The organism is Streptomyces sp. NBC_00726, assembly GCF_045161735.1.
GTDB lineage: Bacteria > Actinomycetota > Actinomycetes > Streptomycetales > Streptomycetaceae > Streptomyces.
The window spans coordinates 356,459-380,996 of the sequence record NZ_CP108983.1 but is presented as its reverse complement, the minus strand read 5'-3'; the positions used below and the strand labels follow the sequence as shown (position 1 = coordinate 380,996).

Annotated in this window: 26 protein-coding genes and 1 pseudogene; 18 read left to right on the top strand and 9 right to left on the bottom strand. The window is 71.6% G+C overall.

The genetic code is table 11. From position 1 onward, the window contains the following. Positions 1 to 2: 2 nt before the first annotated feature. A complete protein-coding gene (locus OG338_RS01610) occupies positions 3 to 596 on the bottom strand; it encodes a DUF5134 domain-containing protein (RefSeq protein ID WP_405935602.1) in 594 nt (197 codons plus the stop codon). A 233-nt stretch (positions 597 to 829) separates the two neighbouring features. Between OG338_RS01610 and OG338_RS01605 the strand changes: the two genes are divergently transcribed. After that, positions 830 to 1,384, top strand: a complete 555-nt coding sequence (locus OG338_RS01605) for a GNAT family N-acetyltransferase (RefSeq protein WP_405935601.1) — start codon at positions 830 to 832, stop codon at positions 1,382 to 1,384. A gap of 3 nt (positions 1,385 to 1,387) precedes the next feature. Here OG338_RS01605 and OG338_RS01600 read toward each other — a convergent pair whose 3' ends face one another. Further along, positions 1,388 to 2,071 carry a glycerophosphodiester phosphodiesterase gene (locus OG338_RS01600; RefSeq protein WP_405935600.1) on the bottom strand — a complete coding sequence of 228 codons (684 nt, stop codon included), beginning with the start codon at positions 2,069 to 2,071 and terminating at the stop codon, positions 1,388 to 1,390. Between the two features lie 253 nt (positions 2,072 to 2,324). Here OG338_RS01600 and OG338_RS01595 point away from each other — a divergent pair, with 253 nt between their 5' ends. The 3 genes from OG338_RS01595 to OG338_RS01585 are packed head-to-tail and all read left to right on the top strand — an operon-like array spanning position 2,325 to position 5,577. Continuing rightward, entirely contained in the window at positions 2,325 to 3,722 is a 1,398-nt protein-coding gene (locus OG338_RS01595) for a DUF6421 family protein (RefSeq protein WP_405935599.1), read from the top strand. Positions 3,723 to 3,748: 26 nt separating this feature from the next. Continuing rightward, positions 3,749 to 4,516 (top strand): SDR family NAD(P)-dependent oxidoreductase, encoded by a 768-nt coding sequence (locus OG338_RS01590; RefSeq protein WP_405935598.1) that lies wholly within the window; start codon positions 3,749 to 3,751, stop codon positions 4,514 to 4,516. Then, a complete protein-coding gene (locus tag OG338_RS01585; RefSeq protein ID WP_405935597.1) occupies positions 4,495 to 5,577 on the top strand; it encodes a threonine aldolase family protein in 1,083 nt (360 codons plus the stop codon). The genes OG338_RS01590 and OG338_RS01585 overlap by 22 nt, the downstream gene beginning before the upstream one ends. A gap of 53 nt (positions 5,578 to 5,630) precedes the next feature. On the opposite strand, the gene OG338_RS01580 is transcribed toward OG338_RS01585, so the two are convergent. Beyond that, on the bottom strand, positions 5,631 to 6,353 hold the full coding sequence (locus tag OG338_RS01580; protein ID WP_161208160.1) for a 1-acyl-sn-glycerol-3-phosphate acyltransferase: 723 nt from the start codon (positions 6,351 to 6,353) through the stop codon (positions 5,631 to 5,633). Between the two features lie 219 nt (positions 6,354 to 6,572). Between OG338_RS01580 and OG338_RS01575 the strand changes: the two are divergent. The 6 genes and pseudogenes from OG338_RS01575 (at position 6,573) to OG338_RS01550 (ending at position 11,080) form a co-directional block, all read left to right on the top strand. Next, positions 6,573 to 6,898: pseudogene (locus OG338_RS01575) on the top strand (TlpA family protein disulfide reductase). Positions 6,899 to 6,907: 9 nt separating this feature from the next. Further along, positions 6,908 to 7,051, top strand: a complete 144-nt coding sequence (locus tag OG338_RS01570) for a putative leader peptide (protein WP_405935596.1) — start codon at positions 6,908 to 6,910, stop codon at positions 7,049 to 7,051. A gap of 43 nt (positions 7,052 to 7,094) precedes the next feature. Further along, positions 7,095 to 7,601 (top strand): flavin reductase family protein, encoded by a 507-nt coding sequence (locus OG338_RS01565; protein WP_405935595.1) that lies wholly within the window; start codon positions 7,095 to 7,097, stop codon positions 7,599 to 7,601. 203 nt (positions 7,602 to 7,804) lie between these two features. Then, positions 7,805 to 8,590 (top strand): electron transfer flavoprotein subunit beta/FixA family protein, encoded by a 786-nt coding sequence (locus tag OG338_RS01560; RefSeq protein WP_405935594.1) that lies wholly within the window; start codon positions 7,805 to 7,807, stop codon positions 8,588 to 8,590. 57 nt (positions 8,591 to 8,647) lie between these two features. Continuing rightward, positions 8,648 to 9,610, top strand: a complete 963-nt coding sequence (locus OG338_RS01555; protein ID WP_405935593.1) for an electron transfer flavoprotein subunit alpha/FixB family protein — start codon at positions 8,648 to 8,650, stop codon at positions 9,608 to 9,610. A 171-nt stretch (positions 9,611 to 9,781) separates the two neighbouring features. After that, positions 9,782 to 11,080, top strand: a complete 1,299-nt coding sequence (locus tag OG338_RS01550; protein ID WP_405935592.1) for a DUF6986 family protein — start codon at positions 9,782 to 9,784, stop codon at positions 11,078 to 11,080. 7 nt (positions 11,081 to 11,087) lie between these two features. Here the strand turns inward: OG338_RS01550 and OG338_RS01545 are convergent, their stop codons facing one another. Further along, complete coding sequence (locus tag OG338_RS01545; protein ID WP_405935591.1) at positions 11,088 to 12,116, bottom strand: LacI family DNA-binding transcriptional regulator; 1,029 nt, start codon at positions 12,114 to 12,116, stop codon at positions 11,088 to 11,090. A 177-nt stretch (positions 12,117 to 12,293) separates the two neighbouring features. Here OG338_RS01545 and OG338_RS01540 point away from each other — a divergent pair, with 177 nt between their 5' ends. The 4 genes from OG338_RS01540 to OG338_RS01525 all read left to right on the top strand — a co-directional run bounded on the left by OG338_RS01540 (position 12,294) and on the right by OG338_RS01525 (position 16,638). Next, positions 12,294 to 13,250, top strand: coding sequence for an ROK family protein (locus OG338_RS01540; RefSeq protein WP_405935590.1), 957 nt, complete (start codon positions 12,294 to 12,296; stop codon positions 13,248 to 13,250). Positions 13,251 to 13,503: 253 nt separating this feature from the next. Next, positions 13,504 to 14,793, top strand: a complete 1,290-nt coding sequence (locus OG338_RS01535) for an ABC transporter substrate-binding protein (protein WP_405940282.1) — start codon at positions 13,504 to 13,506, stop codon at positions 14,791 to 14,793. 16 nt (positions 14,794 to 14,809) lie between these two features. Continuing rightward, positions 14,810 to 15,724, top strand: coding sequence for a carbohydrate ABC transporter permease (locus OG338_RS01530; RefSeq protein ID WP_405935589.1), 915 nt, complete (start codon positions 14,810 to 14,812; stop codon positions 15,722 to 15,724). Then, a complete protein-coding gene (locus OG338_RS01525; protein WP_405935588.1) occupies positions 15,721 to 16,638 on the top strand; it encodes a carbohydrate ABC transporter permease in 918 nt (305 codons plus the stop codon). Before OG338_RS01530 ends, OG338_RS01525 begins: the two co-directional genes overlap by 4 nt. Before the next feature lie 43 nt (positions 16,639 to 16,681). On the opposite strand, the gene OG338_RS01520 is transcribed toward OG338_RS01525, so the two are convergent. Beyond that, the gene (locus OG338_RS01520) at positions 16,682 to 17,236 is read right to left on the bottom strand and encodes an excalibur calcium-binding domain-containing protein (RefSeq protein WP_405935587.1); all 555 of its coding nucleotides are present in this window, start codon (positions 17,234 to 17,236) and stop codon (positions 16,682 to 16,684) included. A 165-nt stretch (positions 17,237 to 17,401) separates the two neighbouring features. Here OG338_RS01520 and OG338_RS01515 point away from each other — a divergent pair, with 165 nt between their 5' ends. Then, positions 17,402 to 17,668: a hypothetical protein gene (locus tag OG338_RS01515; RefSeq protein WP_405935586.1), complete on the top strand. Its 267-nt coding sequence runs from the start codon at positions 17,402 to 17,404 to the stop codon at positions 17,666 to 17,668. A gap of 109 nt (positions 17,669 to 17,777) precedes the next feature. After that, positions 17,778 to 18,815 carry an NUDIX domain-containing protein gene (locus OG338_RS01510; RefSeq protein ID WP_405935585.1) on the top strand — a complete coding sequence of 346 codons (1,038 nt, stop codon included), beginning with the start codon at positions 17,778 to 17,780 and terminating at the stop codon, positions 18,813 to 18,815. Here OG338_RS01510 and OG338_RS01505 read toward each other — a convergent pair. Both OG338_RS01505 and OG338_RS01500 read right to left on the bottom strand, forming a co-directional pair. Continuing rightward, complete coding sequence (locus OG338_RS01505; protein WP_405935584.1) at positions 18,774 to 19,484, bottom strand: MBL fold metallo-hydrolase; 711 nt, start codon at positions 19,482 to 19,484, stop codon at positions 18,774 to 18,776. The genes OG338_RS01510 and OG338_RS01505 overlap by 42 nt on opposite strands. 91 nt (positions 19,485 to 19,575) lie before the next feature. Beyond that, positions 19,576 to 20,940 (bottom strand): dipeptidase, encoded by a 1,365-nt coding sequence (locus tag OG338_RS01500; protein WP_405935583.1) that lies wholly within the window; start codon positions 20,938 to 20,940, stop codon positions 19,576 to 19,578. Positions 20,941 to 21,125: 185 nt separating this feature from the next. Here OG338_RS01500 and OG338_RS01495 point away from each other — a divergent pair, with 185 nt between their 5' ends. Next, positions 21,126 to 22,340, top strand: a complete 1,215-nt coding sequence (locus tag OG338_RS01495; RefSeq protein WP_365685515.1) for a geranylgeranyl reductase family protein — start codon at positions 21,126 to 21,128, stop codon at positions 22,338 to 22,340. Positions 22,341 to 22,412: 72 nt separating this feature from the next. On the opposite strand, the gene OG338_RS01490 is transcribed toward OG338_RS01495, so the two are convergent. Further along, a complete protein-coding gene (locus OG338_RS01490) occupies positions 22,413 to 22,871 on the bottom strand; it encodes a nitroreductase/quinone reductase family protein (RefSeq protein WP_405935582.1) in 459 nt (152 codons plus the stop codon). Positions 22,872 to 23,012: 141 nt separating this feature from the next. Between OG338_RS01490 and OG338_RS01485 the strand changes: the two genes are divergently transcribed. Next, on the top strand, positions 23,013 to 23,726 hold the full coding sequence (locus tag OG338_RS01485; protein ID WP_405935581.1) for a TetR/AcrR family transcriptional regulator: 714 nt from the start codon (positions 23,013 to 23,015) through the stop codon (positions 23,724 to 23,726). A 14-nt stretch (positions 23,727 to 23,740) separates the two neighbouring features. Here OG338_RS01485 and OG338_RS01480 read toward each other — a convergent pair whose 3' ends face one another. Then, positions 23,741 to 24,496, bottom strand: a complete 756-nt coding sequence (locus OG338_RS01480) for a maleylpyruvate isomerase family mycothiol-dependent enzyme (RefSeq protein ID WP_405935580.1) — start codon at positions 24,494 to 24,496, stop codon at positions 23,741 to 23,743. Positions 24,497 to 24,538 lie beyond the last annotated feature (42 nt).

Sequence of the window (24,538 nt, the reverse complement as noted above, 5' to 3'; positions counted from 1 at the left end):
TCTCACAGGGTGAGCAGCATCGCGAACATGGCTATGCCCATGGTCAGCCGGCACGCCAGCGCCAGCTCGGGGCGCGCGCCCCAGCCCCCGGCCGGGGACCCGCCGCCGGTGGCCGCCGCGGCCACCGGCACCAGCCGGGCGCCCGAGCGCAGCACGTACACCGCGTAGTAGACGAGGAGCAGCCCCGTGAGCACGGGTATGCCGCCCGCCCCGGCCATGCTGTGCGCACCCATCGCGTGCGAGGCGTGGCCGCCGCCGTGCCCGCCCGCCCCGGCCCGGGCCATCACCACCGCCATGTAGACCATCGCGGACGAGCCGACCAGATGGTGCAGATGGTGTCCGCTGAGCCGCGAGAACCACAGCGCCCGCACCGCCGCACCCCCGAAGAACACCGCGTACACGCTCCATCCCCACGCGGGCGGGGCGACGGCGGCCGCCGGGACCGCCATCGCGGCCATGCCGAAGCCCATCAGCGCCTCGGCCCGCGCGGCTCTGCGCTCCTCGGCGCTCCCCGTACGGGTGCGCAGCAGGCAGTACGAGCCCGTCACCGCGCACAACGCCATCAGCAGCCATCCGGACATCGCCGGTCCGTGCACAGCGGCCCTCCCCCCGGGCGAACGACATCACCGTCGACCAGTAGATGCCCGGGGCCGGACACCCGTACGCGGCGCACGGAGGTGCGGCCGGAAGTCCGCACGCTGGAAGTGCTTCCGGGGCACGCCCCCACGCGCCCTGTGCGCCCCCGGGCGCCCCGCCCGCAGCCCGGGCACCGCCCGCGGAGTTACGCTGCTCCGGCACCGCCCCCGCACAGAAGCCGGAGACCCCCGCCATGGACACCGCCCCGCCCCGGGACACGGGAGAGCTGACGTTCCGCGACGCCACCGAAGCGGACGTCCCCGCGCTCGTCGAGCTGATCGAGTCGGCGTACCGGGGCGACAGCAGCCGGGCCGGCTGGACCACCGAGGCGGACATCCTCCAGGGACAGCGCACCGACCCGCAGGGCGTGCGCGCGGTGGTCGAGAGCCCGGGCAGCCGGCTGCTCGTGGTGGAACGCGACGGCGCACCCGTCGCCTGCTGTCAGCTGGAGCACCGCGGCGAGGCCGCGTACTTCGGGATGTTCGCGGTCCGCCCCGCGCTCCAGGGTGCCGGTCTCGGCAAGGTGATCATCGCCGAGGCCGAGCGCACGGTCCGGGAGAGCTGGGGCGTGCGGGAGATGCACATGACCGTGATCTCCGTCCGCGACGAGCTCATCGCCTGGTACGAGCGCCGCGGCTACCGCCGCACGGGCAAGCTGTCCCCGTTCCCGTACGGCGACGAGCGCTTCGGCATCCCCCAGCGCGACGACCTGGCCTTCGAACTGCTGGTCAAGGAGCTGGCCGGCTGACCCCTACGCGGGGGCGCCGCCCCCGCGCTGGATGTCGGGGTGGTCGGTGGTCACACCGTCGAGCCCAAGCCCCTCGGCCAGCCGCAGCTGCTTCCGGGTGTTGACCGTCCAGCCGAAGACCGTCAGCCCCTCGGCGTGGGCCTTCTCGACCAGCTCCAGCGTGATGCGCCGGATGTTCAGGATGAGCCGGGTCGCGCCCACCGCCTTCGCGCGGTCCAGCAGGTCCCCGCCCCAGCGGCCGGCCACCAGCGCCGTCCGCACGCCCGGGACCAGCTGCGCGATCTCGGCGATCGCCTCGTCGTGGAACGAGATCACCTCGACCCGCTCCACCAGATCCCGCTCGTGCATGACCCGGGCCAGGGTGCGGGCCGCGGCCACGTCCTTGATCTCCGCCTGGAGCGGGGACCGCACGGCGTCCAGGACCTCCTCGAAGACCGGCACCCGCTCGCCCAGGCCCGCGTCGAGCGCGCGCAGCTCGGCGAGCGTCTTCTCCGCGATCGGGCCTTCGCCGTCGGTCGTACGGTCCACTTCCGCGTCGTGCATGACGGCCAGCGCGCCGTCCTTGCTCAGATGCAGGTCCAGCTCGATGAGGTCGACGCCCTCCTTCTCGGCGCGGACGAACGAGCGCAGCGTGTTCTCCGGCTCGAATCCCGGCGCTCCGCGATGACCGATCGTGAGAAGAGACAAGGCCCGCTCGCTTCCGTCGACGCTCTGTTCCCCCGGCAGCCTAGTGGCCTCGGAACGCCGTACGGGGAAGGGGCGGGCCCGACTGTGCGAGGCCCCCGCGAAACCCCCGAAGAAGCCGCCGCAGCGGCGTATCACAGGAAAAACAGCGGTGACCATGGGGGTCAGCAGGATAATTTCCACAATCCCACTTGTCCCGGGGACTCGCACGCGGATACGGTGGACAGACGCGAGGTTCTCCCGTGGAGGAAGTGTGATGACGGAAATTCTTGTGCACGATGCCGCGTCCGGCGACATAGCTGCCGCCCCACGGGTGATCGAGCACCCGGCCTGGCCCGTGCTCAAGAGCGCCGTGGAGGAGATCCGCCCCTGGCAGTCCAAGGACGGTTCCATCGACTTCGACGCCGAGGGCGCGCCCACCCCGGCGCTCGCCGGGGCCGCCGTCGAGCGGGTCATCGGCGCCGTCGAGGAGCTGTCCCCGCTGCTGCCGCACGACGCCGCGTACCACCGCGCCCTCGTGAAGGACCTGCGCGACTGGGCGGGCGGCGGATTCGGCGTCCCCGACTTCCTGGACTCCCTGCTGGCCTTCCAGCCGGCCAAGGGGCGCGCCGACGGCCTCCAGCACCTGGTCGTCTTCGCCATGTACACCCAGAACGGCAACCCCGACCGCAATCTCGAAGCGGTCGTGCTGCGGATGGTCTGGCCCGACTGGCTCGCCGAGCTGGAGGCCCGCCGCTACGACAACCCGATGTTCTGCGGCATCACCTTCGAGGACTTCACCTCCGGCTACGACACCAACTCCGCGGTGCTCTTCCCGGAGACCATCGCCGTCCGCGAGGCCCCCGAGCGCTTCAGCTGGGGCGGCATCTTCTGCGACCGCGAGGCCGCCCGCTTCCGCCGCGTCACCGAGGCGGCCGTCGACCTCCTCGGCGTCGAGCTGCCCGACGACATCCGCGCGATGATCGGCGACCAGCGGCGCTGCGAGCAGGCGTTCGTGCTCTGGGACATGGTCCACGACCGCACCCACAGCCACGGCGACCTGCCGTTCGACCCCTTCATGATCAAGCAGCGCCAGCCGTTCTGGATGTACGGCCTGGAGGAGCTGCGCTGCGACCTCACCGCCTTCAAGGAGGCCGTGAAACTGGAGGCCGAGGGCAACCCGCACGGCCGCGACGTGCAGTACGCCGTGCTCTTCGACCGGATGTTCCGCTTCCCGGTCACCGGCGAGCGCGTCCGCAACTACGACGGCCTCGGCGGCCAGCTGCTCTTCGCGTACCTCCACAAGCACGACGTGGTCCGCTGGACCGACAACACGCTCCGGATCGACTGGGAGCGCGCCCCGCGGGTCACCAACCAGCTCTGCGCCGAGATCGAGAAGCTGTACCGGGACGGCATCGACCGCCCCAAGCTCGTCCACTGGTTCGCCGCGTACGACCTCGTCTCCGGCTACCTCGCCCCGCACCCCGGCTCCCGCTGGGCCAAGGGCCCCGACGCCCTGGACCTCTCCCAGCCGCCGCGGAAACTCGTGGACGACGTGCTTCCGGACGAGTTTCCCCTGAGCATGTTCTATGAGGCCCTCTCCAAGAAGCTGAAGAGCGTGATCGCCTCGGCCAAGGGCATCACCGGCTCGGACACGGGGAAGGCTGCCGCGTGAGCACAGGTCCCAAGGAGGCGGAGGCCATGAACGGAACAAGCACGGGCGACGCGGACGGCGCGCTCGAAGGCGCCGTGATCGCCGTCGCCGGAGCCGCCGGCCCGGCCGGCCGGGCCACGCTGCTGCGGCTCGCCGAGGCGGGCGCGGTCGTCGTCGCCTCGGACTCCCACCCCGCCCGGCTCGCCGAAGCCGTCGACGCGGCGCGCTACGCCCACGGCGGCGCCACCGTCACCGGCGACACCGTCGACCTGCTCGACCTCGCCGCCACCCGGGAATGGGCGGCCAAGACCGAGAAGGAGTTCGGCCGCGTCGACGGCGTCGTCCACCTCGTCGGCGGCTGGCGAGGCAGCGCGACCTTCGGCGAGACCGACCCCGCCGACTGGACGCTGCTGGAGAAGCTGCTGATCCGCACGGTGCAGAACACCTCGCTCGCCTTCCACGACGGCCTGCTGCGCAGCGACCGGGGACGCTTCCTGCTGACCAGCGCCGCGGGCGCGAGCAAGCCCACCGCGGGCAACGCCGCCTACTCCGCCGCCAAGGCCGCCGCCGAGGCATGGACCCTCGCCCTCGCCGACTCCTTCCGCAAGGCGGGGGGCGAGGACGGCCCCCGCAGCGCGGCTGCGATCCTGGTCGTGAAGGCACTGGTGCACGACGCGATGCGCGCCGAGCGCCCGAATGCGAAGTTCGCGGGCTTCACCGACGTCAGGGAACTGGCCGATGCCATCGCCGGCGCCTGGGACCGGCCCGCCCCTGAAGTGAACGGAAAGCGCCTGTGGCTGACCCCGCAACCGTAAGGACCGACGCGCGTCGCCATCACGACCCGCAGGTCCGCGGTTTCGCCAGTGACAACTACGCGGGGACGCACCCCGAGATCCTCGCGGCCCTCGCCCTCGCCAACGGCGGCCACCAGGTCTCCTACGGCGAGGACGACTACACGGGCCATCTTCAGCGCGTCATGCACAGCCACTTCGGCCCCACCGCCGAGACGTTCCCGGTCTTCAACGGGACCGGCGCCAACGTGGTGGCGCTCCAGGCCATGACCGACCGCTGGGGCGCGGTCATCTGCGCCGAGTCCGCACACATCAACGTGGACGAGGGCGGGGCGCCCGAGCGGGTCGGCGGCCTCAAGCTGCTCACCGTCCCCACCGAGGACGGCAAGCTCACCCCGGAGCTCATCGACCGGCAGGCGTACGGCTGGGACGACGAGCACCGCGCCATGCCGCAGGTCGTCTCGATCACCCAGAACACCGAGCTGGGCACCGTCTACACCCCCGACGAGATCCGCGCCATCTGCGAACACGCCCACGGGCACGGCATGACGGTGCACCTCGACGGCGCCCGCATAGCCAACGCGTCGGCGTCCCTGGACGTGCCCATGCGTACGTTCACCAACACGGTCGGCGTCGACGTGCTCTCCTTCGGCGGCACGAAGAACGGGGCCATCTTCGGCGAGGCCGTCGTCGTCCTGAACCCCGACGCGGTCCGCGCCATGAAGCACCTGCGCAAGCTGTCCATGCAGCTCGCGTCCAAGATGCGCTTCGTCTCCGTACAGCTGGAGGCGCTGCTCGCGGGCGACCTGTGGCTGCGCAACGCCCGGCACGCCAACGCGATGGCCCAGCGGCTCGCCGAGGGCGTGCGCGGGATCGACGGCGTACAGATTCTCTACCCGGTCCAGGCCAACGCCGTCTTCGCCCGGCTGCCGCACGCGGTGACCGAACGGCTCCAGAAGCGCTTCCGCTTCTACTTCTGGGACGAGCAGGCCGGGGACGTGCGCTGGATGTGCGCCTTCGACACCACGGAGGAGGACGTCGACGCGTTCCTCCTCGCGATCAAGGAGGAAATGGCCGCCGCCTAGGGCGGACCGGCCGTTGCCGGGGTGCGGATGCGTCCGTACCCCGGCGTGACGTCTCAGCCGCGCTCGCGGACCTCGGCCGGCGTCGGAGCCGTACCGCCCAGGTGCGCGGGCACCCACCAGGTGTCACTCGCGTCCTTCGGCCGGACCGGATAGGCCCGCTGCGCCGCTTCCAGCAGCTCCTGCACCCGCTCGCGCAGCCGCCGCGTGATGGCGCCCGCGTACTGGTCGGTGGGGGCCTCCACGGGCTCGCCGACGCGGATGGTGACCGGGATGTGGTTGCGCTTGAAGCTGCGCGGCCGGCCCTTGGTCCACAGCCGCTGCGTGCCCCACAGCGCCATCGGGATCAGCGGCACCCCGGCCTCCTGCGCCAGGCGCGCGGCACCGGACTTGAAGCTCTTGAGCGTGAACGACTCCGAGATCGTCGCCTCCGGGAACACCCCGACGATCTCACCGGACCGCAGCGATTCCAGCGCGTGCGCGTACGCGTCCTCGCCCTGCTTGCGGTCGACGGGAATGTGCTTCATGCCGCGCATCAGCGGCCCGGAGACCTTGTGCCGGAATACCGATTCCTTGGCCATGAAACGCACCAGCCGCTTCTGCGGAAGCGCGGCGAGGCCACTGAAGATGAAGTCCAGATAACTGATGTGGTTGCTGACCAGAACAGCGCCACCGGTCTTCGGGATGTGCTCCGAACCCTGAGTGTCGATCTTCAGGTCGAGCGCCTTGAAAAACGTGCGAGCGGCGCCGATGACCGGCCGATAGACGAGTTCTGCCATCTGGGGAAGACCCTTTCTTCAGCGCCCGCGGAGGTTCTCCCGGCGGAAGTTACGCAGCCGTAGGTTTTCGGCATTGGGGCGATCGTGCCCCATACGGCGACGTGGTGGCCAGTCCCGGCGGCGCCGGGGCGCGAGATTCTCGTCACGTGGGGCGCCCGGGAATGCCCGCGGCGTCACGGACGCTGATCCCTTGCGTAAAGCTCTGACAGGAGGCCGAAGGTGGACGGGCAGGCAGGCGCCGAGAGGCTGGACGCGGCACGACTCGGCGCGGAACTGGGGGAGCGGGCCACCCGCGTCCAGTTCTCCACCGCCTTCTGCCAGCCCTGCCGGGCCACCCGGCGCACCCTCGCGGAGGTGGCCGGAATGGTCGAGGGGGTCGCCCATGTGGAGATCGACGCGGAGGCGCGTCTCGCGCTCGTAGCGACCTCGGCATCAGCCGGACCCCGACCGTCCTGGTCCTCGACGCCGACGGCCGGATCGTCCGCCGTGCCGAGGGGCAGCCCCGCACCGTCGACGTCGTCGCCGCGCTCGGCCGGGCGATATGACGGACCGTGATGCTTCTCCCACCTGATGGGACGCCCTTGACTGCACCGGCCGCCCATCGTCAGTCTGACGTTATGCCGTCAGATCCGCTTCTCCATGGCCGGGCGTACATCGACCTCGCCCGCACCGCCGGCGCGTGCTGTCCGGGTGCCTGAGCACCCACGACCCCGCACATCCGACGCGCACAAGGACATCTCCATGACGGCATCACCCGGGCTCGGCGAGACGCGCACGGCCTCCCCGGAACTCCTGCGCTCCGTGTTCCGCCGGCATGCCGCCGGAGTCGCCGTGATCACCGCCGCCGGGGAACGCCCGGCCGGCTTCACCGCCACCTCGCTCAACTCCGTGGCCGCCGAGCCGCCCCTCGTCTCCTTCGGCGTCGGCACCGCGTCCTCCAGCTGGCCGGTGCTGGCCGAGGCCGAGCACGTGGGCGTGCACATACTCGGCGAACACCAGCGGGAACTGGCCGCCACCTTCGCGAGGAGCGGCGCCGACCGGTTCGGTCCTTCCACCTTTTGGCGCAGCGGCCCGGAGGGTGTTCCGCTGCTGGACGACGTGCTCGCGTGGCTGGTCTGCCGCGTCGTGGCCCGGGTCCCGGCGGGCGACCACCACATCGTGATCGCGCAGGTGATCGAGGGCGACCCGGCCGGCGAGGGCCGGCCGCTCGTCTATCACCAGGGCCGGTTCACGGCTCTGCGCGACTGACCGGAGGCCCGGGGGTTCCCGGGCGGATCGCGTAGGGCAGATCACAGTGCGGAGCGCTTGCCCATGGGGCATACGCTGGGTGTACTGGCGAGTAATATGAAGGTCGGAGCGTCGGTCGCCCCGACCGGAAAACGCCCCATCAGGCGCCTATGCTGCGTGCAACAAGGCAGCCCGGAAATGACGATGCAGTAGGAGAGCCCGGCGTGAGCTTGAGGATCGTTGTCTGTGTGAAGTATGTGCCCGATGCGACGGGTGACCGGCGTTTTGCCGATGATCTGACGTTGGATCGTGAGGATGTCGACGGTCTGTTGTCGGAGCTGGACGAGTATGCGGTCGAGCAGGCGTTGCAGATCGCGGAGGCGGCTGGTGATGCGGAGGTCACTGTGTTGACGGTGGGTCCGGAGGATGCCAAGGACGCGTTGCGCAAGGCGTTGTCGATGGGTGCGGACAAGGCGGTTCACGTCGAGGACGACGGTCTGCACGGTACGGACGTGCTGGGTACGTCGTTGGTGCTGGCGAAGGCGGTGGAGGAGACCGGGTACGACCTGGTGGTCTCGGGGATGGCGTCGACGGACGGGGCGATGGGTGTGGTTCCGGCGCTGCTCGCGGAGCGGCTGGGGGTGCCGCAGGTGACGTTGCTGTCGCAGGTGTCGGTCGAGGGTGGTGTGGTGCGGGGGCGTCGTGACGGGGACAGTGCGTCGGAGGAGCTGGAGGCGTCGTTGCCGGCGGTGGTGTCGGTGACCGACCAGTCGGGTGAGGCGCGTTATCCGTCGTTCAAGGGGATCATGGCGGCGAAGAAGAAGCCGGTGAAGTCCCTGGATCTGGATGATCTGGGGGTTGACGCGGACGAGGTGGGTCTGGCGGGTGCGTGGAGTGCGGTGGATTCCGCGGCGGAGCGTCCGGCCCGTACCGCGGGGACGGTCGTGAAGGACGAGGGCGAGGGCGGCAGGCAGCTGGCCGAGTTCCTGGCCGGCCAGAAGTTCATCTGATCCCGGCGTTCCCCCATCACCCCCGCCTACTTCGTACACGCAGGAGATTGAAGTTCCATGGCTGAAGTTCTCGTCTATGTCGACCACCTGGACGGTGCCGTCCGCAAGCCCACCCTGGAGCTGCTGACGCTCGCCCGCCGTATCGGTGACCCGGTTGCCGTCGCGTTGGGTGCCGGTGCCGCGGACACCGCCGCCGTGCTCGCCGAGCACGGTGCGGTGCGCGTGCTGACCGCCGACGCCGCCGAGTTCGGTGATTACCTTGTCGTGCCGAAGGTGGATGCGCTCCAGGCCGCCTTCGCGGTGGTGTCCCCGGCGGCGGTGCTGGTGTCCTCGTCGGCGGAGGGCAAGGAGATCGCGGCGCGTCTCGCGGTGCGTATCGGGTCGGGCATCATCACGGACGCGGTCGACCTGGAGGCCGGTGACCAGGGTCCGGTGGCGACGCAGTCGGCGTTCGCCGCGTCGTTCACCACGAAGTCCCGGATCACGCACGGTACCCCGGTCATCACGGTGAAGCCGAACTCGGCTCCGGTCGAGGCGGTTGCCGGTGCGGGTGCGGTGGAGGAGCTGGCGGTCTCCTTCTCGGCGCAGGCCACGGGTACGAAGGTGCTGTCGCGTACGCCGCGTGAGTCGACGGGCCGTCCGGAGCTGACGGAGGCCGCGATCGTGGTCTCCGGTGGCCGTGGTGTCAACGGCGCGGAGAACTTCGCGGTCATCGAGGCCCTGGCGGACTCGCTGGGTGCCGCGGTGGGCGCCTCGCGTGCGGCGGTGGACGCGGGCTGGTACCCGCACACCAACCAGGTCGGCCAGACCGGCAAGTCCGTCTCCCCGCAGCTGTACATCGCCAACGGGATCTCCGGCGCGATCCAGCACCGGGCCGGCATGCAGACCTCGAAGACCATCGTCGCGGTCAACAAGGACGCCGAAGCCCCGATCTTCGACCTCGTGGACTACGGCGTCGTCGGCGACCTCTTCGACGTCGTCCCCCAGCTCACCGAGGAGATCAACACCCGCAAGGGCTGATCGCCGCACGGTTCGGTACGAGCAACGGCCCGGGGCCGCACGGTGAACGCACCGTGCGGCCCCGTGGCGTTCCCGGTCACCGTTGACTCGGATGCGAGCGCCTTATAACTTCACTATACGGATTGTTGTTTCCGGGAAGCGGAAACAGCCGGAGCGTGGAGGGTGCGGACGATGGGTCAGCAGGAGAAGGTGGCGACGAGCCTCGCCGGTGCGGTCAGCGACGGGATCAGCGCGTCCCTCGCACCGGTGGACGCCGAACTCGCCCGCCGCTACCCGGGCGACCCCGGCACCCGCCAGCCCGTGCACACGGTCTACGTACCGGGCGACACCTTCACGGCCGGCACCCTGCGCGCCTGGGGCGACGAGGCGCTGAAGGCGCTGGACGAGCATGCCCCGGACGCATCGGCCCTCGCCGGTGTCCTCGGCATCCCGGACGAGCTGGCCGGGCCCGTCCACGACCGGGTCCGCGCCAAGCTGGAGCGCGAGCCGGTCGAAGACCTCAGGATCGACTTCGAGGACGGCTACGGGCCCCGGTCCGACGCCGAGGAGGACGAGGCCGCCGCCCGCGCGGCCCGGCTCGTCTCGGCGGCTTACGCCGACGGCACGGCCGCCCCCTACATGGGCATCCGGATGAAGTGCATGGAAGCCGCCGTCCGCGACCGGGGCATCCGCACCACGGACGTCTTCCTGACCGGGCTCATGGCGGCGGGCGGGCTCCCCGACGGGCTCGTCCTCACCCTGCCGAAGGTGACGTACCCCGAGCAGGTCACCGCCTTCGTCCAGCTCCTCGAAGCCTTCGAGCGGGCGCACGGGCTGCCCGAGGGGCGGATCGGCTTCGAGATCCAGATCGAGACCAGCCAGTCCATCCTGGCCGCCGACGGCACCGCCGCCGTGGCCCGCATGATCGACGCGGCGCGGGGCCGGGCCACCGGGCTGCACTACGGCACGTTCGACTACAGCGCCTGCGTCGGCGTCAGCGCCGCGTACCAGGCGAGCGACCACCCGGCCGCCGACCACGCCAAGGCCGTCATGCAGGTCGCCGCCGCGGGCACCGGCGTCCGCGTCTCCGACGGCTCCACCAACGTCCTGCCCGTCGGGCCCACCCCGCAGGTCCACGAGGCGTGGCGGCTGCACTACGGCCTCACCCGGCGCGCCCTGGCCCGCGCCTACTACCAGGGCTGGGACATGCACCCGGGCCACCTGCCGACCCGTTACGCGGCCGTCTACACCTTCTACCGCGAGGGCCTGGAGCAGGCCGCCGCCCGGCTCGCCGCGTACGTCTCCAAGGCCGGCGGCGACGTGATGGACGAACCGGCCACCGCCAAGGCGCTCAGCGGCTATCTGCTGCGCGGCATCGACTGCGGCGCCCTGGACACCGACGAGGTGGCGAAGCTGACCGGGCTCACCCGAGCCGACCTCGACGCCTTCGCCTCGCCCCGGCGCGGCACCCTCACGGTCACCGCGCCCTAGGGTTCGGTCAGGCCGGGGGGATCTCCCCCGAGCCGCGGGCGATCAGCCGGGTCGGGAGCTCCACGCGCGCCGGCGGGTGACCGGACCCGTCCAGGCGCCGGAACAGGTGCTCGGCGGCGGTGCGGCCCACCGTCGCCGCGTCCTGGGAGATGACGGTGATACCGAGCAGGTCCGCCAGCTCGATGTCGTCGAAGCCGACCAGGGCGACCGGCCGCTCCCGGTCCGCGAGGACCCGCACCACCGTCACCGTCACCCGGTTGTTGCCGGAGAACAGCGCCGTCACCGGCTCCGGACCCGCGAGCATCGCCTCGGCGGCGGCGCGCACCCGGCCGGGGTCCGTGGAGCCCAGTGAGACCCAGGAGTCCGCCACGGTTATCCCGGCCTCCGCCATCGCCGCGTGGTAGCCGCGCAGGCGCTCGGTCGCGGTGTGGATACGCGGCTGGTCGCCGATGAAGCCGATACGGCGGTGACCGTGCGCGATCAGATGGGCGACGCCCTCGCGAGCCCCGCCGAAGCTGTCCGAGAGCACCATGTCCGCCTGGATCTGCCCGGCCGGGCGGTCCACGAAGACCGTCGCGACGCCGGCCTTGATCTCCGGCTCCAGATAGCGGTGGTCGTCGGCGGCCGGGATCACGATCAGCCCGTCGACCCGGCGCGCGCACAGGGCCAGGACCAGCTCCTGCTCGCGCTCCGGGTCCTCGGCGCTGGAACCGTTGATGAGCAGCGCGCCGTGCGCCCGGGCCACCTCCTCGACCGCGCGGCTCAGCGGCCCGTAGAAGGGGTCCGCCAGATCCTCCAGGACCAGGCCGATGGAGGCGGTCCGGCCCTTGCGGAGCACCCGTGCGCTGTCGTTGCGGCGGAAGCCCAGCGCCTCGATGGCCTCCTGCACTCGGCGCTCGGTGTCCGGGGTGACCCCCGGCTCGCTGTTGACCACGCGCGAGACCGTCTTCAGGCCCACCCCGGCCCGGGCGGCCACATCCTTCATGGTCGGCCGGTTGCCGTAACGGGGCTCGGGATGACGGGCGGTCTCGGCCACGGTGCGCTGTCCTGTCGTAGGTCGGGCGGTCCCGGCGGGCCACGGCGGCCGCCGTGGGAGCTCCCGGAGGGTGTGGCGTCGAGCATAGGCCCTGGACAACGTTGTCAAGGGAATGGAGACTGGGCAGACTGTGCACCTGAGCCGCAGGTCCCGCCCACACCACCCGGAGCCACACCGATGCAGACCCACCTCGTCGCCGCCCTGGACATCGGGGGCACCAAGATCGCCGGCGCGTTGGTGGACCGGGACGGCGGGCTCGTGGCGCGCGCCCAGCGGCCGACGCCCGCGCGGGAGAGCGGCGAACGCGTCATGGCGGCGGTCGGCGGCGTCCTGGCCGATCTGGCAGCGTCCCCGTACTGGGGCGACGCGACGGCCGTCGGCATCGGCAGCGCGGGCCCGGTGGACGCGGCCTCGGGGACGGTCAGCCCGGTCAACGTGCCCGGCTGGCGGGGCTTCCCCCTGGTCGAGCGGGTCGCCGACGCCACCGGCGGCCTTCCGGTCACGCTGGTCGGCGACGGCGTCGCGATCACGGCCGCGGAACACTGGCTCGGCGCGGCGCGCGGCCATGACAACGCGCTGTGCATGGTCGTCTCGACCGGCGTCGGCGGCGGGCTCGTCCTCGGCGGCGCCCTGCACCCCGGCCCCAGCGGGAACGCCGGCCACATCGGCCACATCAGCGTGGACCTCGACGGCGACCTCTGCCCGTGCGGGGCACGCGGCTGCGTCGAGCGCATCGCGAGCGGCCCCAACATCGCGCGCCGCGCGCTGGACGCCGGCTGGCGGCCCGGCCCGGGCGGCGACGCCACCGCGGTCGGCGTCGCGGCCGCCGCGCGGGCCGGCGACCCGGTCGCCCTGGCCTCCTTCGAACGCGCCGGGCAGGCCCTCGCGGCGGGGATCGCCGCGACGGCGACCCTGGTCGAGATCGACATCGCGGTGATCGGCGGCGGGGTGGCCGGTGCCGGCGAGCTGCTGTTCGCGCCGCTGCGCTCGGCCCTGCGCCGGTACGCCACGCTCTCCTTCGTCCAGCATCTGACGGTGGTGCCCGCGGTCATGGGCAACGACGCGGGCCTGGTCGGTGCGGCGGCGGCCGCGCTGATCGCCGCCCGGCCGCTCGCGGACCCGCTCAGCAGGTGACCGACGCCCGGCCGACCGTACGCCGGGACGAGCGCATACGCGCGGGCGAGCGAATGCGTGTGAGCGTGTTGAAGTCTGTTGGAAGAGGGTCGGTCCGGTCGGTCGCGTCTCGTCAAAACCCTTGACGGTGCCCCGTGTTGGGGGGTGAGATCCAAGCGCACGTTCGGTTGTGTTCGGTTGCCTTCCGGAGGACGGGGTCATGGCACACTCGTACAACAGATCGGATCTGCCCGGCAGTGTCGTGGGACACCGGATGTCCCGGCGGAGCCTGCTGCGCGGCGCGGCGCTCGGTGCCGGCGCGGTCACGCTGCCCGCCCTGCTCACCGCCTGCGGCGGCGGACCCGGCGGGGACGGCAAGACCATCACCCTGGGATCGAATGCGTCCGACCCCGTTCCCAAGAAGGCGTTCTCCGACGCGTTCGACGCGTACGCCGCGCAGTCGGACGGCAGGAAGGTGAAGGTCAACACCGTCGACCACAACACCTTCCAGGAGAACATCAACCGCTATCTGCAGGGCAAGCCCGACGACGTCTTCATGTGGTTCGCCGGGTACCGCATGCAGTTCTTCGCGAAGAAGGGCCTGCTGTACGACATCAGCGACAACTGGCAGCACTACACGGGATTCTCCGACGCCCTGAAGGACCAGTCCAGCGGCGAGGACGGCAAGCAGTACCTCACCCCGTACTACTACTATCCATGGGCCGTCTTCCACCGGAAGAGCCTGTTCGCCGAGCGCGGCTATCAGGTGCCCGGAACGCTCGACGAGTACGTGGCGCTCGCCAGGCAGATGAAGAAGGACAAGCTGGACCCCATCGCGTTCTGCGACAAGGACGGCTGGCCGGCCATGGGCACCTTCGACTACATCAACATGCGCACCAACGGATACGAATTCCACAAGAGCCTCATGGCCGGTGAGGAAGCCTGGACGGACAAGCGCGTCCGGGACGTCTTCGACACCTGGCGGCGCCTCCTTCCGTACTGCCAGCCCGGAGCCAACGGCCGTACCTGGCAGGAGGCCGCCACCAGCCTCCAGAAGCGTGACGCGGGCATGACCGTCCTCGGCCTGCCGCACCCCGGCGCGCAGTTCCCCAAGGACGAGCAGGGCGACCTGGACTTCTTCCCGTTCCCCGAGATCAGCCCCGAGCACGGCCGGGACGCCGTGGAGGCGCCCATCGACGGGTTCCTGCTGGCCAAGAAGTCCAAGAACCTGAAGAACGGGAAGACGCTGGAGAGCGCCAAGGACCTGGTGAAGTGGCTGGCCACCGGCAAGGCGGAGGACATCTACCTCAAGAGCGACCCCAACAACATCGCGGTCAGCGAGGAGGCGGACACCTCCGGATACTCCGCGATCCAGAAGAAGGCCGTCGAACTCGTCTCGGGCGCCAAGCAGATCTCCCAGTTCCTGGACCGGGACACCCGGCCGGACTTCGCGTCCACGGTCATGATCCCCGCGATCCAGAAGTTCATCAGCAGCCCCGACGACGTGGACGGCCTGGTCAACGACATCGAACGGCAGAAGAAGACCATCTTCGCCTCGGACTGAACCGGGAGTACGCACCGTGCCGTTCATCTCGGGGCGGCGCACCGGACGACGGGGCACGCGGCGGTACACCCGCCGCGACCTCGTCGTGCTCGGTGTGCTGCTCGGCCTGCCCGTCCTGCTCGACCTCGCCATCGTCTGGGGCCCGACCCTGGCCTCCGTCGCCCTCTCGTTCACCAGCTGGGACGGGATCGGCGACATCGAGTGGGTCGGCACCCGCAATTACGCGAACCTCTTCACGAACTACCCGCAGTTCTGGCCCGCCGCCCGGCACAACCTGCTCTGGCTCGCCTTCCTCGGCCTCGTCGCCACCCCGTTCGGGCTGCTGCTGGCCGTACTGATCGACCGGGGCGTGCGGTTCAGCCGTTTCTACCAGTCCACGCTGTACATGCCCGTCGTGCTCTCGCTCGCGGTGGTCGGCTTCATCGCCCAGCTCGTGTTCTCGCGCGACCAGGGCGCGCTCAACGCGGTCATCGGCGACACGGAGACCCCGACGGACTGGCTCGGCGATCCGGACCTCAACATCTGGATGATCCTGCTGGCCGCAGCCTGGCGGCACACCGGCTATGTGATGATCCTCTACCTCGCCGGGCTCAAGGCCGTCGACCAGTCCCTCAAGGAGGCGGCGGCGATCGACGGGGCGAGCGAGGCGCAGACCTTCTTCCGCGTCGTCTTCCCGACCCTGCGGCCGGTCAACGTCATCGTCGGCGTCATCACCGTCATCGAGTCGCTGCGCGCCTTCGACATCGTGTACGCGGTCAACCACGGGCGCAACGGCCTCGAACTGCTCTCCGTGCTCGTCACCGACAACATCATCGGCGAGGCCAGCCGGATCGGCTTCGGCTCCGCGATCGCCGTCGTCCTGCTGACCGTCTCCCTCGGATTCGTGGTGACGTACCTGGTCCAGGAGCTCCGAGGGGAGAAAGACCGATGACCACCACGCGGGCCACCCCCGTACGCCCCGCCTCCGCAGCCCCCGTCGCGGCCCGCCGCCGGCTCCGCCCCGGCCGGCTCGGGGTGCACGCCTTCCTGATGACGGTCTCGCTGGCCTTCCTCGCCCCGCTGCTGCTCGCGGTCTACGCCTCGCTGCGGCCGTACGACGAGACCTCCGAGTACGGCTACTTCTCGCTGCCGCGCCATCTCTCGCTGGACTACTACCGGCAGGCGTTCACCGACTCCGGCATGACGAAATACTTCGTCAACACCTTGATCATCGCGGTGCCGGGCGTCCTGATCACCCTGTTCCTCGCCTCGTTCGTCGCCTTCGCGCTCGCCCGGCTGAAAATACGCGGCGGACTGGTCCTGCTGATGCTCTTCACGGCGGGCAACCTGCTCCCGCAGCAGGTGATCGTCACCCCGCTGTACGTCGTCTTCAACCGGATTCCGCTGCCGTACTGGATGTCCGACTCGATGACGATGTTCGACTCCTACTGGGCCGTCGTCCTGGTGCAGATCGGCTTCCAGATCGGCTTCTGCGTATTCGTCCTGGCCAACTTCATGCGCACCCTCCCGCCGGAGATCCTGGAGGCGGCGGTGGTGGACGGGGCCGGGGTGTGGACGCGGTTCTGGCGGATCACCCTGCCGCTGTGCCGCCCGGCGCTCGCCGCGCTCGGCACGCTCCAGTTCACCTGGATGTACAACGACTTCCTGTGGGCGCTGGTCTTCATCTCCGACGGCGACAAACTGCCCATCACCTCCGCGCTGAACAACCTGCGCGGGCAGTTCTTCACCGACTACAACCTGCTCGCCGCCGGTTCGGTGATCGTCGCGCTGCCGACGCTCATCGTCTTCCTGCTGCTGCAACGGCACTTCATCGCCGGACTCACGCTGGGGTCCGGCAAGGGGTGACGGGGTGCCCGTGGGGAACGGCCGGGCACCCCGTCACCACGTCCTACTCGCAGGCCACGCCGTCTCCGTCGCGGTCGAGATGCCGGCCGTACCCCGGGTCGCCCCGGCGGATCGGGTCCGCACCGGCCGCGCGGACGGCGGTGCAGTTCGCGTAGTACGCCGAGCCGCCGCCCGAGGTCCCGCCGCCCGGGCTCCCGCCACTCGAACCGGAGTCGTCCGAGGTGCCGGCGGGGGCCTCCGGCGCGACGGTGACCTTGACGGTCTTCGTCTTCGTGACCGTCGGCACCGCCGTGGGGCTCGCGGTGACCGTCTCGGTCACGGCGGGCTCCGGCGCGGGCGTGACCGACACCGTGGCGGTGACGGCCGGCGCCGGCGAGGACTTCGCCGCGGCCTCGGTCCTGTCCGCCCCCGAATCCCCGCCGGCGGCGCCCATGCCCAGGCCGATGAGGAAGAGCACGCCCGCCGCCGGGATGACGATGCGTTTCCTCGCCCAGCGGGGCGCGCCGCCCCCGGCGCCGCCCGGACCCTGCGGGCCGAACGGGGAGGGCTGCGGCGGCGGCCCCCAAGGCGGTGGCTGCGGCGACGGATTGTGCGACATGGGACCCCCCAAGGTTGCGTGGAGGGACGACCGTAACCAGGGCGCCGAATGCCTGGGAGGGCAATCCTCCGTAAGTGATGGAGTTGTGACCATTACGTGGAGCGGGAGGTCCGCCGCGGTCCGCGCGGGCCTGCCGTTGTCAGTGGCGGGTGCGATCCTGCATGCATGGACGAGATCATGCGACGGCGGGTGTACGGCGCCGACCACGAGGACCCCGACCCGGGCCCCCGGCCGGGCCGCGCGTACCGGGAACTGGTCGGCGGACCGCTCGACGGACTGCTCCTGGACGTGACGGGGTGGACGGCGGTGGCCCTCGCGGACGGCTCCGCCCTGGTCACCGAGATCGGTGCCTACGGCCCGGGCGGCCGCGCCGAGTACGGGCCGCGCCCGGACGAGCCGGACAAGTGGGACTGGCGGGGCGATACGCCGTAGTAAGGGGAGGGCCCGCCGCCCCCTCCGTGCAACGCGTCGCCCCGGTCGGGTTTTCGCGGCAGGGTGTTGCGGGCAAGCCACAGGGGGCTGCTACGGAAGAGGGGGAACCGTGATCGTCTGGATCAACGGTGCGTTCGGCGCCGGAAAGACCAGCGCCGCGCGTGAACTGATCGATCTGATCCCGAACAGCACCTTGTACGACCCGGAACTCACCGGGATGGGGCTCAGAAGCCTGCTGCCCCAGAAGAAACTGGCCGAGGTGACCGACTTCCAGGACCTGCCGATCTGGCGGCGCCTGGTGGTGGACACCGCCGCCGCGCTCCTCGCCGAGCTGGGCGGGGTCCTCGTGGTGCCGATGACGCTCCTGCGGCAGGAGTACCGCGACGAGATATTCGGCGGCCTCGCCGCCCGGCGCATACCGGTGCGTCATGTACTGCTCTCACCTGAGGAAACGATCCTGCGCGAGCGCATCGCGCACCGGGCCGAGCTCCCCGGTGACGCGGCGGACGTGGACCCGACCGGCCGCTGGGCGTACGACCGCATCGAACCGTACCGGTCGGCCCTCGGCTGGATCACCGGGGACGCCCACACCATCGACAACGGCGCGCTCACCCCGCGCGAGACGGCGGAGCGCATCGCGGAGGCCGTACGCACCGACGCCGCCCCCGCCTGCGAGATCGTCCAGACCCCCGACCCGACCGCGGAGACCGTCGCCTCCGGGGTGCTCCTCTTCGACGAACACGACCGGTTCCTGCTCGTCGACCCCACGTACAAACCCGGCTGGGAGTTCCCCGGCGGCGTCGTGGAGGCGGGCGAGGCCCCGGCACAGGCCGGCATCCGGGAGGTCGCCGAGGAGATCGGCATCCACCTCGACCGGGTGCCCAAACTGCTCGTCATCGACTGGGAGGCACCCGATCCGCCCGGGTACGGCGGTCTGCGCCTCCTCTTCGACGGCGGGCTGCTGCCCCGGGCGGACGCGGAACGGCTCCTCCTCCCCGGCTCCGAGCTGCGCGGCTGGCGGTTCGTCACCGAGGCGGAGGCGGCCACCCTGCTCCCGCCCACCCGCTACGAACGGCTGTGCTGGGCGCTCCGGGCCAGGGAACGCTCAGCCGTGCTCAATCTGGAGGCCGGCGTCCCCGTCGGCTGAGGCCCGCAGGACCGCGGCGGCGTCCTCGGTGAGGGGATCGCCGTGACCGAAGCAGACCGTGGCCGGTTCCAGCGCGGCCAGCCGCCGGAACGAGGCCGCGGCCTGCTCCCGGTCGATGTTGAAGACGCCCAGCATCACCCGCCCCACCCCGGCCACGCAGTCGCCGGTGAACAGCACGCCGTGCCGGGGCAGATGCACTCCGATGGACCCGGGCGTGTGCCCGGGGGAGTGGACCACCCGCGCCCCGCCCCCGAACGGCAGCACCACCCCGTCGGACAGCTCGGTGTCGACCCGGGTCGGGGGAGCCGGCGGAACGGTCAGCGCATGCTCGTACAGCGGGCGCTCCCAGTCCAGGAGGTCCGGCTCCCCGACCTCCTCCTCGCCCCGGATCACCGGCGCGTCCAGCCGGTGCGCCAGAATCTCGGCACCGTGCCGGGCGGCCAGCTCCCGGGCGGCACCGTAGTGGTCCCGGTGGCCGTGGGTGACGACGATCCGGGCGAGGCCGGCGGGGTCGTGACCGAGGCCGCGCACCGCCTCCTCGATGGCGGGCGCGGCGTGCACGTCGCCCGCGTCGATCAGGGTCAGCTCCGTCCCGTCGCGCCAGAGATACGCCTGGCCGACCGGGAAACGGAACATGTGCAACCGCGGAAGCACCTCTACGAGATCCATGCGGCGAACCTAGGCGGCCGCGGCCGGCCGTCGCATGGATCTACGCTCTCGGCGAGCTTCGCTCAACGCGTAGCCCCGGACCCGACGAGGCTCAGACCGCCTTCGACGCCGCGTAGTTGCGCAGGAAAAGCGCCTCGGCCACCGACATCCGCTCCAGCTCCTCGGGCGACACGCTCTCGTTCACCGCGTGGATCTGCGCCTCCGGCTCGCTGAGCCCGATCAGCAGGATCTCCGCCTCCGGGTACAGCCCGGCCAGCGTGTTGCACAGCGGGATCGAGCCGCCCATGCCGGAGGACTGCATCTCCTGGCCCGGGTACGCGACCCGCATCGCGTCGGCCATCGCGGTGTACGCGGGGCTCGCGATGTCCGCGCGGAACGGCTGGCCCTGGCCGATCTGCTCGACCGAGACCCGCGCACCCCACGGGGCGCGCCCGAGCAGGTGCGCGGTGAGCAGCTTCGTCGCCTCGTCCGCGTCGTGCCCCGGCGGCACCCGCAGGCTGATCTGGGCCCGGGCGCTCGCCTGCACGGAGGGCGTCGCGCCGACCACGGGCGGGCAGTCGATGCCGATCACGGTGACGGCGGGCCGCCCCCAGATCCGGTCGGCGACCGTGCCGGTGCCGATGAGCCCGACCCCGTCGAGGACCTTGGCGTCCGCGCGGAACTCCTCCTCCGGGTACTGAAGTCCGTCCCACTTCTCGTCCGCGGTCAGCCCGTCGACCGTGGTCGAGCCGTCCTCGGCGCGCAGCGAGGCGAGCAGCTGGATCATCGCGGCGAGCGCGTCGGGCGCGGCCCCGCCGAACTGGCCGGAGTGGAGGTTGCCCTCCAGCGTGTCCAGCTGGACCCGCAGCATCGTCATGCCGCGCAGCGTCGAGGTCACGGTCGGCAGCCCCGCCCGGAAGTTGCCGGTGTCGCCGATGACTATGGTGTCGGCCGCCAGCAGCCCGGGGTGCGCCTCCGCGTACCGCTCCAGACCGCCGGTGCCCTGCTCCTCCGAACCCTCCACGATCACCTTGACCGAGACCGGGACCCCGCCGTCCGCCTTCAGGGCGCGCAGCGCGAGCAGGTGCATGATGAAGCCGCCCTTGCAGTCGGCCGTGCCCCGGCCGAACCAGCGCCCGTCACGCTCCGTCAGCTCGAACGGCGGGGAGATCCAGGCGGCCTCGTCCAGCGGCGGCTGCACGTCGTAGTGCGCGTAGAGCAGCACGGTCGGGGCGCCCTCGGGCCCGGGCAGGAAGCCGTAGACGGACCGGCTGCCGTCCGGGGTGTCGAGCAGGGCCACGTCCTGGAGGCCCTCGGCGCGCAGCGCGGCGGCGACCCACTCGGCGGCGCCCTCGCACTCGCTCTTCGGATAGACCGCGGGGTCCGCCACCGACTGGAAGGCCACCAGCTCGGTCAGCTCCGCCTTGGCGCGGGGCATCAGCGAGGCGATGGTCTCGGGAATCGGGTGGCCGGTCATGGGGCACGCTCCTGGTAGGTGCGACGTTATGTGTACGTTTCCGGCTACTCGCCCGCCTGGAGTGTGGCGTCGCGGGTACGTCGGAGGCTCGGCCGATCCTCCCACAGCGGATCTCGGCCACAACGCGCCGTTAGGATGCCGTGAGCAGCTTGGGCCACTGGTCGGATCGGGAGCATAAGCACATCGTGAGCAGCGAGAACGCAGACGCCGGACATGAGCACGAAGAGTCGTCCGTGTGGGACGTCGTCGTAGTCGGCGCCGGACCGGCGGGAGCCTCCGCGGCATACGCGGCGGCGGTCGCCGGCCGCAAGGTACTGCTCCTGGAGAAGGCGGAGCTGCCCCGTTACAAGACGTGCGGCGGCGGCATCATCGGATTTTCGCGCGACGCGCTGCCGCCCGGATTCGAACTGCCCCTGAAGGACCGCATCCACGCGGTCACCTTCTCGCTCAACGGCAGGCTGGCGCGCACCCGCCGCTCCAAGCGGATGCTCTTCGGCCTCATCAACCGCCCCGAGTTCGACGCGGGGCTGGTCGAGCAGGCGCAGAAGGCCGGTGCCGAACTGCGCACCGGGGCGACCGTCTCGCGGGTGGAGCAGCACGGTGCCGCGGTGCCCGACCGGCGCACGGTCGCGGTCGTGCTGGCCGGCGGCGAGACCGTCCTGGCCCGCGCGGTGGTCGGCGCGGACGGCAGTGCCGGGCGGATAGGAGCCCATGTCGGGGTCAAGCTCGACCAGGTCGACCTCGGCCTGGAGGCGGAGATCCCGGTGCCGCCCACCGTGGCGGAGGACTGGGCGGGCCGGGTCCTCATCGACTGGGGCCCGATGCCCGGCAGTTACGGCTGGGTGTTCCCCAAGGGCGACACCCTGACGGTCGGCGTGATCTCCGCGCGCGGCGACGGCGCCGGCACCAAGCGGTATCTGGAGGACTTCGTCGCGCGGCTCGGCCTGGCCGGCTTCGAGCCGAAGATCTCCTCCGGCCACCTCACGCGCTGCCGCAGCGAGGACTCCCCGCTCTCGCGCGGCCGGGTGCTGGTGTGCGGTGACGCGGCCGGCCTGCTGGAGCCGTGGACCCGCGAGGGCATTTCCTTCGCGCTGCGCTCGGGCCGGCTCGCCGGTGAGTGGGCGGTGCGCGTCGCGGAGGCCCACGACGCGGTGGACGCCCGCCGCCAGGCGCTCAACTACGCCTTCGCCATCAAGGCGGGACTCGGCGTCGAGATGAGCGTGGGCCGGCGCATGCTGAAGCTGTTCGAGCGGCGCCCGGGCCTGCTGCACGCCGTCCTGACGGGCTTCCGCCCGGCGTGGAACGCGTTCGCGGGCATCACGCGCGGCACGACCTCGCTGGCCGAGCTGGTCCGTTCGCACCCGCTGGCGCAGCGGGCGCTCTCGGCGATGGACCGCTGAGGCCGTTCCCGGGGTTCGTCGGGCCCGTTTCCGGGGTCCGGTTCCACGAGGGCTGACGCGCCGTCCGGTGCGTCAGCCCCGCTCGCCGATCCGGAACACCGGGTGGTCCGGGCAGGCCGCCAGGATCTCGGCGTCCGTGGACTTCGCCGTGACGCCCTGGAAGTACTGGTTGACCTCCCAGCCCCACCGCTCCAGATAGGCGCGGATGACGGCCGCCTTGTACGCGTCGTCGGCGATCTCCACGGCCGAGAAGGGCCGCGTCCTGCGCCCGCGCCGCAGCTCGCCACCGCCCGCCGCCCGCATGTTGCGCACCCACTGCGAGTGCCCGCGCGCGGAGACCAGGTAGCGCACGCCCTCGTAGGTGTGCGGGTTGACCGGGACGCGCTGCATCTTGCCGCTCTTGCGGCCCCGCACCGACAGCTCCTGCGAGCCGAGCAGGCTGATCCCGTGCCGTGCGAGCCAGCCGACCAGGCTGTTGAAGCGGACGTTGAGCGGGCTGCCCTGAAGGTAGTACGGCTGCGTCTGCGACATGGTGTGACCCCCGCGGTGGAGAGAATATTTCCGAGAGCAGTGCTCTCGCTTGAGATCAGTGTGCACGGAAGCGGCGCTCAAAAGCAAGAGCACTGCTCTCGTTATTGGTCGCTGCTCTGCACGCATGGCAGACTGAGCCCCATGAGCACCATCCGGGGAGCCAGGGAACGGGCCCGTATCGAGGTCACCGCCGCCATCAAGGACGAGGCGAGGAAACAGCTCGCCGCCGAGGGCGCCGCGAAGCTGTCGCTGCGTGCCGTCGCGCGCGAGCTGGGCATGGTCTCCTCGGCCCTCTACCGCTACTTCCCCAGCCGGGACGACCTGCTGACCGCGCTCATCGTCGACGCCTACGACGCGGTCGGCGAGGCCGCCGAGCGCGCCCATCGCGCCGCCGCCGCGGCACCCGCCGCCCCCGTCACCGGTCTCGCCCGCTGGGTCGCGGTCGCCTGCGCCGTACGCGACTGGGCGCTGGCCCATCCGCACGAGTACGCGCTCATCTACGGCTCGCCCGTGCCCGGCTATTCGGCGCCGCAGGACACCGTGGGCCCCGCCGCACGGGTCGGCATGGTGCTCATCGCCATCGTGGAGGAGGCCCGCCGCGACGAGGGCCTGGCGCTTCCGCCCCTCCCGGACGAGCTGCGCCCGGAGGCCGAACGGCTCGCCGCCGATGTGGCCCCCGGGCTGGCTCCGGCGGTGGCCGCCCCGCTGGTCGCGGCCTGGTCCCAGCTGTTCGGGCTGATCTCCTTCGAGGTGTTCGGCCAGTTCAACCGGGTGGTGGAGGCGCGCGAGATCTTCTTCCGGCAGGCCGTCACGGAACTGGCCCGCACCGTGGGCCTCCTGGGCCGGCGCGGCTGAGCCCGGCTACCGGGTCACGACCAGGTGATCGAGGAGTTGTCGCGCCACAGCCGGGCCGGCTCCTCGTCGCCCGTCACCGTGAGGGCCGTGAGCGGGAGGCGGTTCCACAGGGCGAGGTAGAGCGCCCGGGCCGGGCCGCTCAGCTCGCAGTCCACGGTGGACGACGGGTCCGGCGCCTCCTCGCGCACCGCCACCGGCGGCTCGGCGGACAGTCGTACGGTCCACACGGCGTCCGTGTCCGTCGCCCGGATCCGCAGCGTGCGCGGGGCCTCGGTGCGCACCCGGCTCTTCGGGCGGGAGTGCATCCCCCGCAGCAGTTCGTCGATGCCGTCCAGCGCATGGGCGGGCGCGACGGGGGAGAGCTCGCCGCCCCGCGCGGACTCGGCGTCCACCCGGTGGATCGTCGTCTCATGGGCCTGGCGGCGGGCCCAGAAGGCGAGCGGCGAGGGCGCGGGCAGGAACGACCAGCACGCCACGTCCTGCGGCGCGTTCTCCAGCGTCTCCACCAGGCGCCGGTGTCCCTCGCGGAAGTGTGCCACCAACTCCGGTCCGTCCAGCTCCGGTTCACCGCCGTCCGGGACGTACGAGGTGTGGCCCTCGCGGACGAAGGCGGCGGCCCAGGCGTGCACCATCGCGGTGTGCCGGAGCAGGTCACGCACCCGCCAGCCGGGGCAGGTCGGTACGGGGGTCCCGGAGCCCGCCTCGCCGGCCGCGTCCGCCAGCAGGCGCCCCTCGGCGGCCAGGACCGCAATGTGTTCCGTGATCTTCATGGACGGATTGTGCCAGCCGGGCGGGCCCCGGAGGGCGGCCCG

Coding starts and splice junctions, on each gene's coding strand:
- OG338_RS01515 (WP_405935586.1), top strand. CDS start 17,402: ATGGACGAGATCATGCGACGGCGGGTGTACGGCGCCGACCACGAGGAC.
- OG338_RS01565 (WP_405935595.1), top strand. CDS start 7,095: ATGACGGCATCACCCGGGCTCGGCGAGACGCGCACGGCCTCCCCGGAA.
- OG338_RS01555 (WP_405935593.1), top strand. CDS start 8,648: ATGGCTGAAGTTCTCGTCTATGTCGACCACCTGGACGGTGCCGTCCGC.
- OG338_RS01540 (WP_405935590.1), top strand. CDS start 12,294: ATGCAGACCCACCTCGTCGCCGCCCTGGACATCGGGGGCACCAAGATC.
- OG338_RS01605 (WP_405935601.1), top strand. CDS start 830: ATGGACACCGCCCCGCCCCGGGACACGGGAGAGCTGACGTTCCGCGAC.
- OG338_RS01550 (WP_405935592.1), top strand. CDS start 9,782: ATGGGTCAGCAGGAGAAGGTGGCGACGAGCCTCGCCGGTGCGGTCAGC.
- OG338_RS01505 (WP_405935584.1), bottom strand. CDS start 19,484: ATGGATCTCGTAGAGGTGCTTCCGCGGTTGCACATGTTCCGTTTCCCG.
- OG338_RS01490 (WP_405935582.1), bottom strand. CDS start 22,871: ATGTCGCAGACGCAGCCGTACTACCTTCAGGGCAGCCCGCTCAACGTC.
- OG338_RS01580 (WP_161208160.1), bottom strand. CDS start 6,353: ATGGCAGAACTCGTCTATCGGCCGGTCATCGGCGCCGCTCGCACGTTT.
- OG338_RS01500 (WP_405935583.1), bottom strand. CDS start 20,940: ATGACCGGCCACCCGATTCCCGAGACCATCGCCTCGCTGATGCCCCGC.
- OG338_RS01485 (WP_405935581.1), top strand. CDS start 23,013: ATGAGCACCATCCGGGGAGCCAGGGAACGGGCCCGTATCGAGGTCACC.
- OG338_RS01590 (WP_405935598.1), top strand. CDS start 3,749: ATGAACGGAACAAGCACGGGCGACGCGGACGGCGCGCTCGAAGGCGCC.
- OG338_RS01535 (WP_405940282.1), top strand. CDS start 13,504: ATGTCCCGGCGGAGCCTGCTGCGCGGCGCGGCGCTCGGTGCCGGCGCG.
- OG338_RS01480 (WP_405935580.1), bottom strand. CDS start 24,496: ATGAAGATCACGGAACACATTGCGGTCCTGGCCGCCGAGGGGCGCCTG.
- OG338_RS01570 (WP_405935596.1), top strand. CDS start 6,908: ATGCTTCTCCCACCTGATGGGACGCCCTTGACTGCACCGGCCGCCCAT.
- OG338_RS01520 (WP_405935587.1), bottom strand. CDS start 17,236: ATGTCGCACAATCCGTCGCCGCAGCCACCGCCTTGGGGGCCGCCGCCG.
- OG338_RS01525 (WP_405935588.1), top strand. CDS start 15,721: ATGACCACCACGCGGGCCACCCCCGTACGCCCCGCCTCCGCAGCCCCC.
- OG338_RS01595 (WP_405935599.1), top strand. CDS start 2,325: ATGACGGAAATTCTTGTGCACGATGCCGCGTCCGGCGACATAGCTGCC.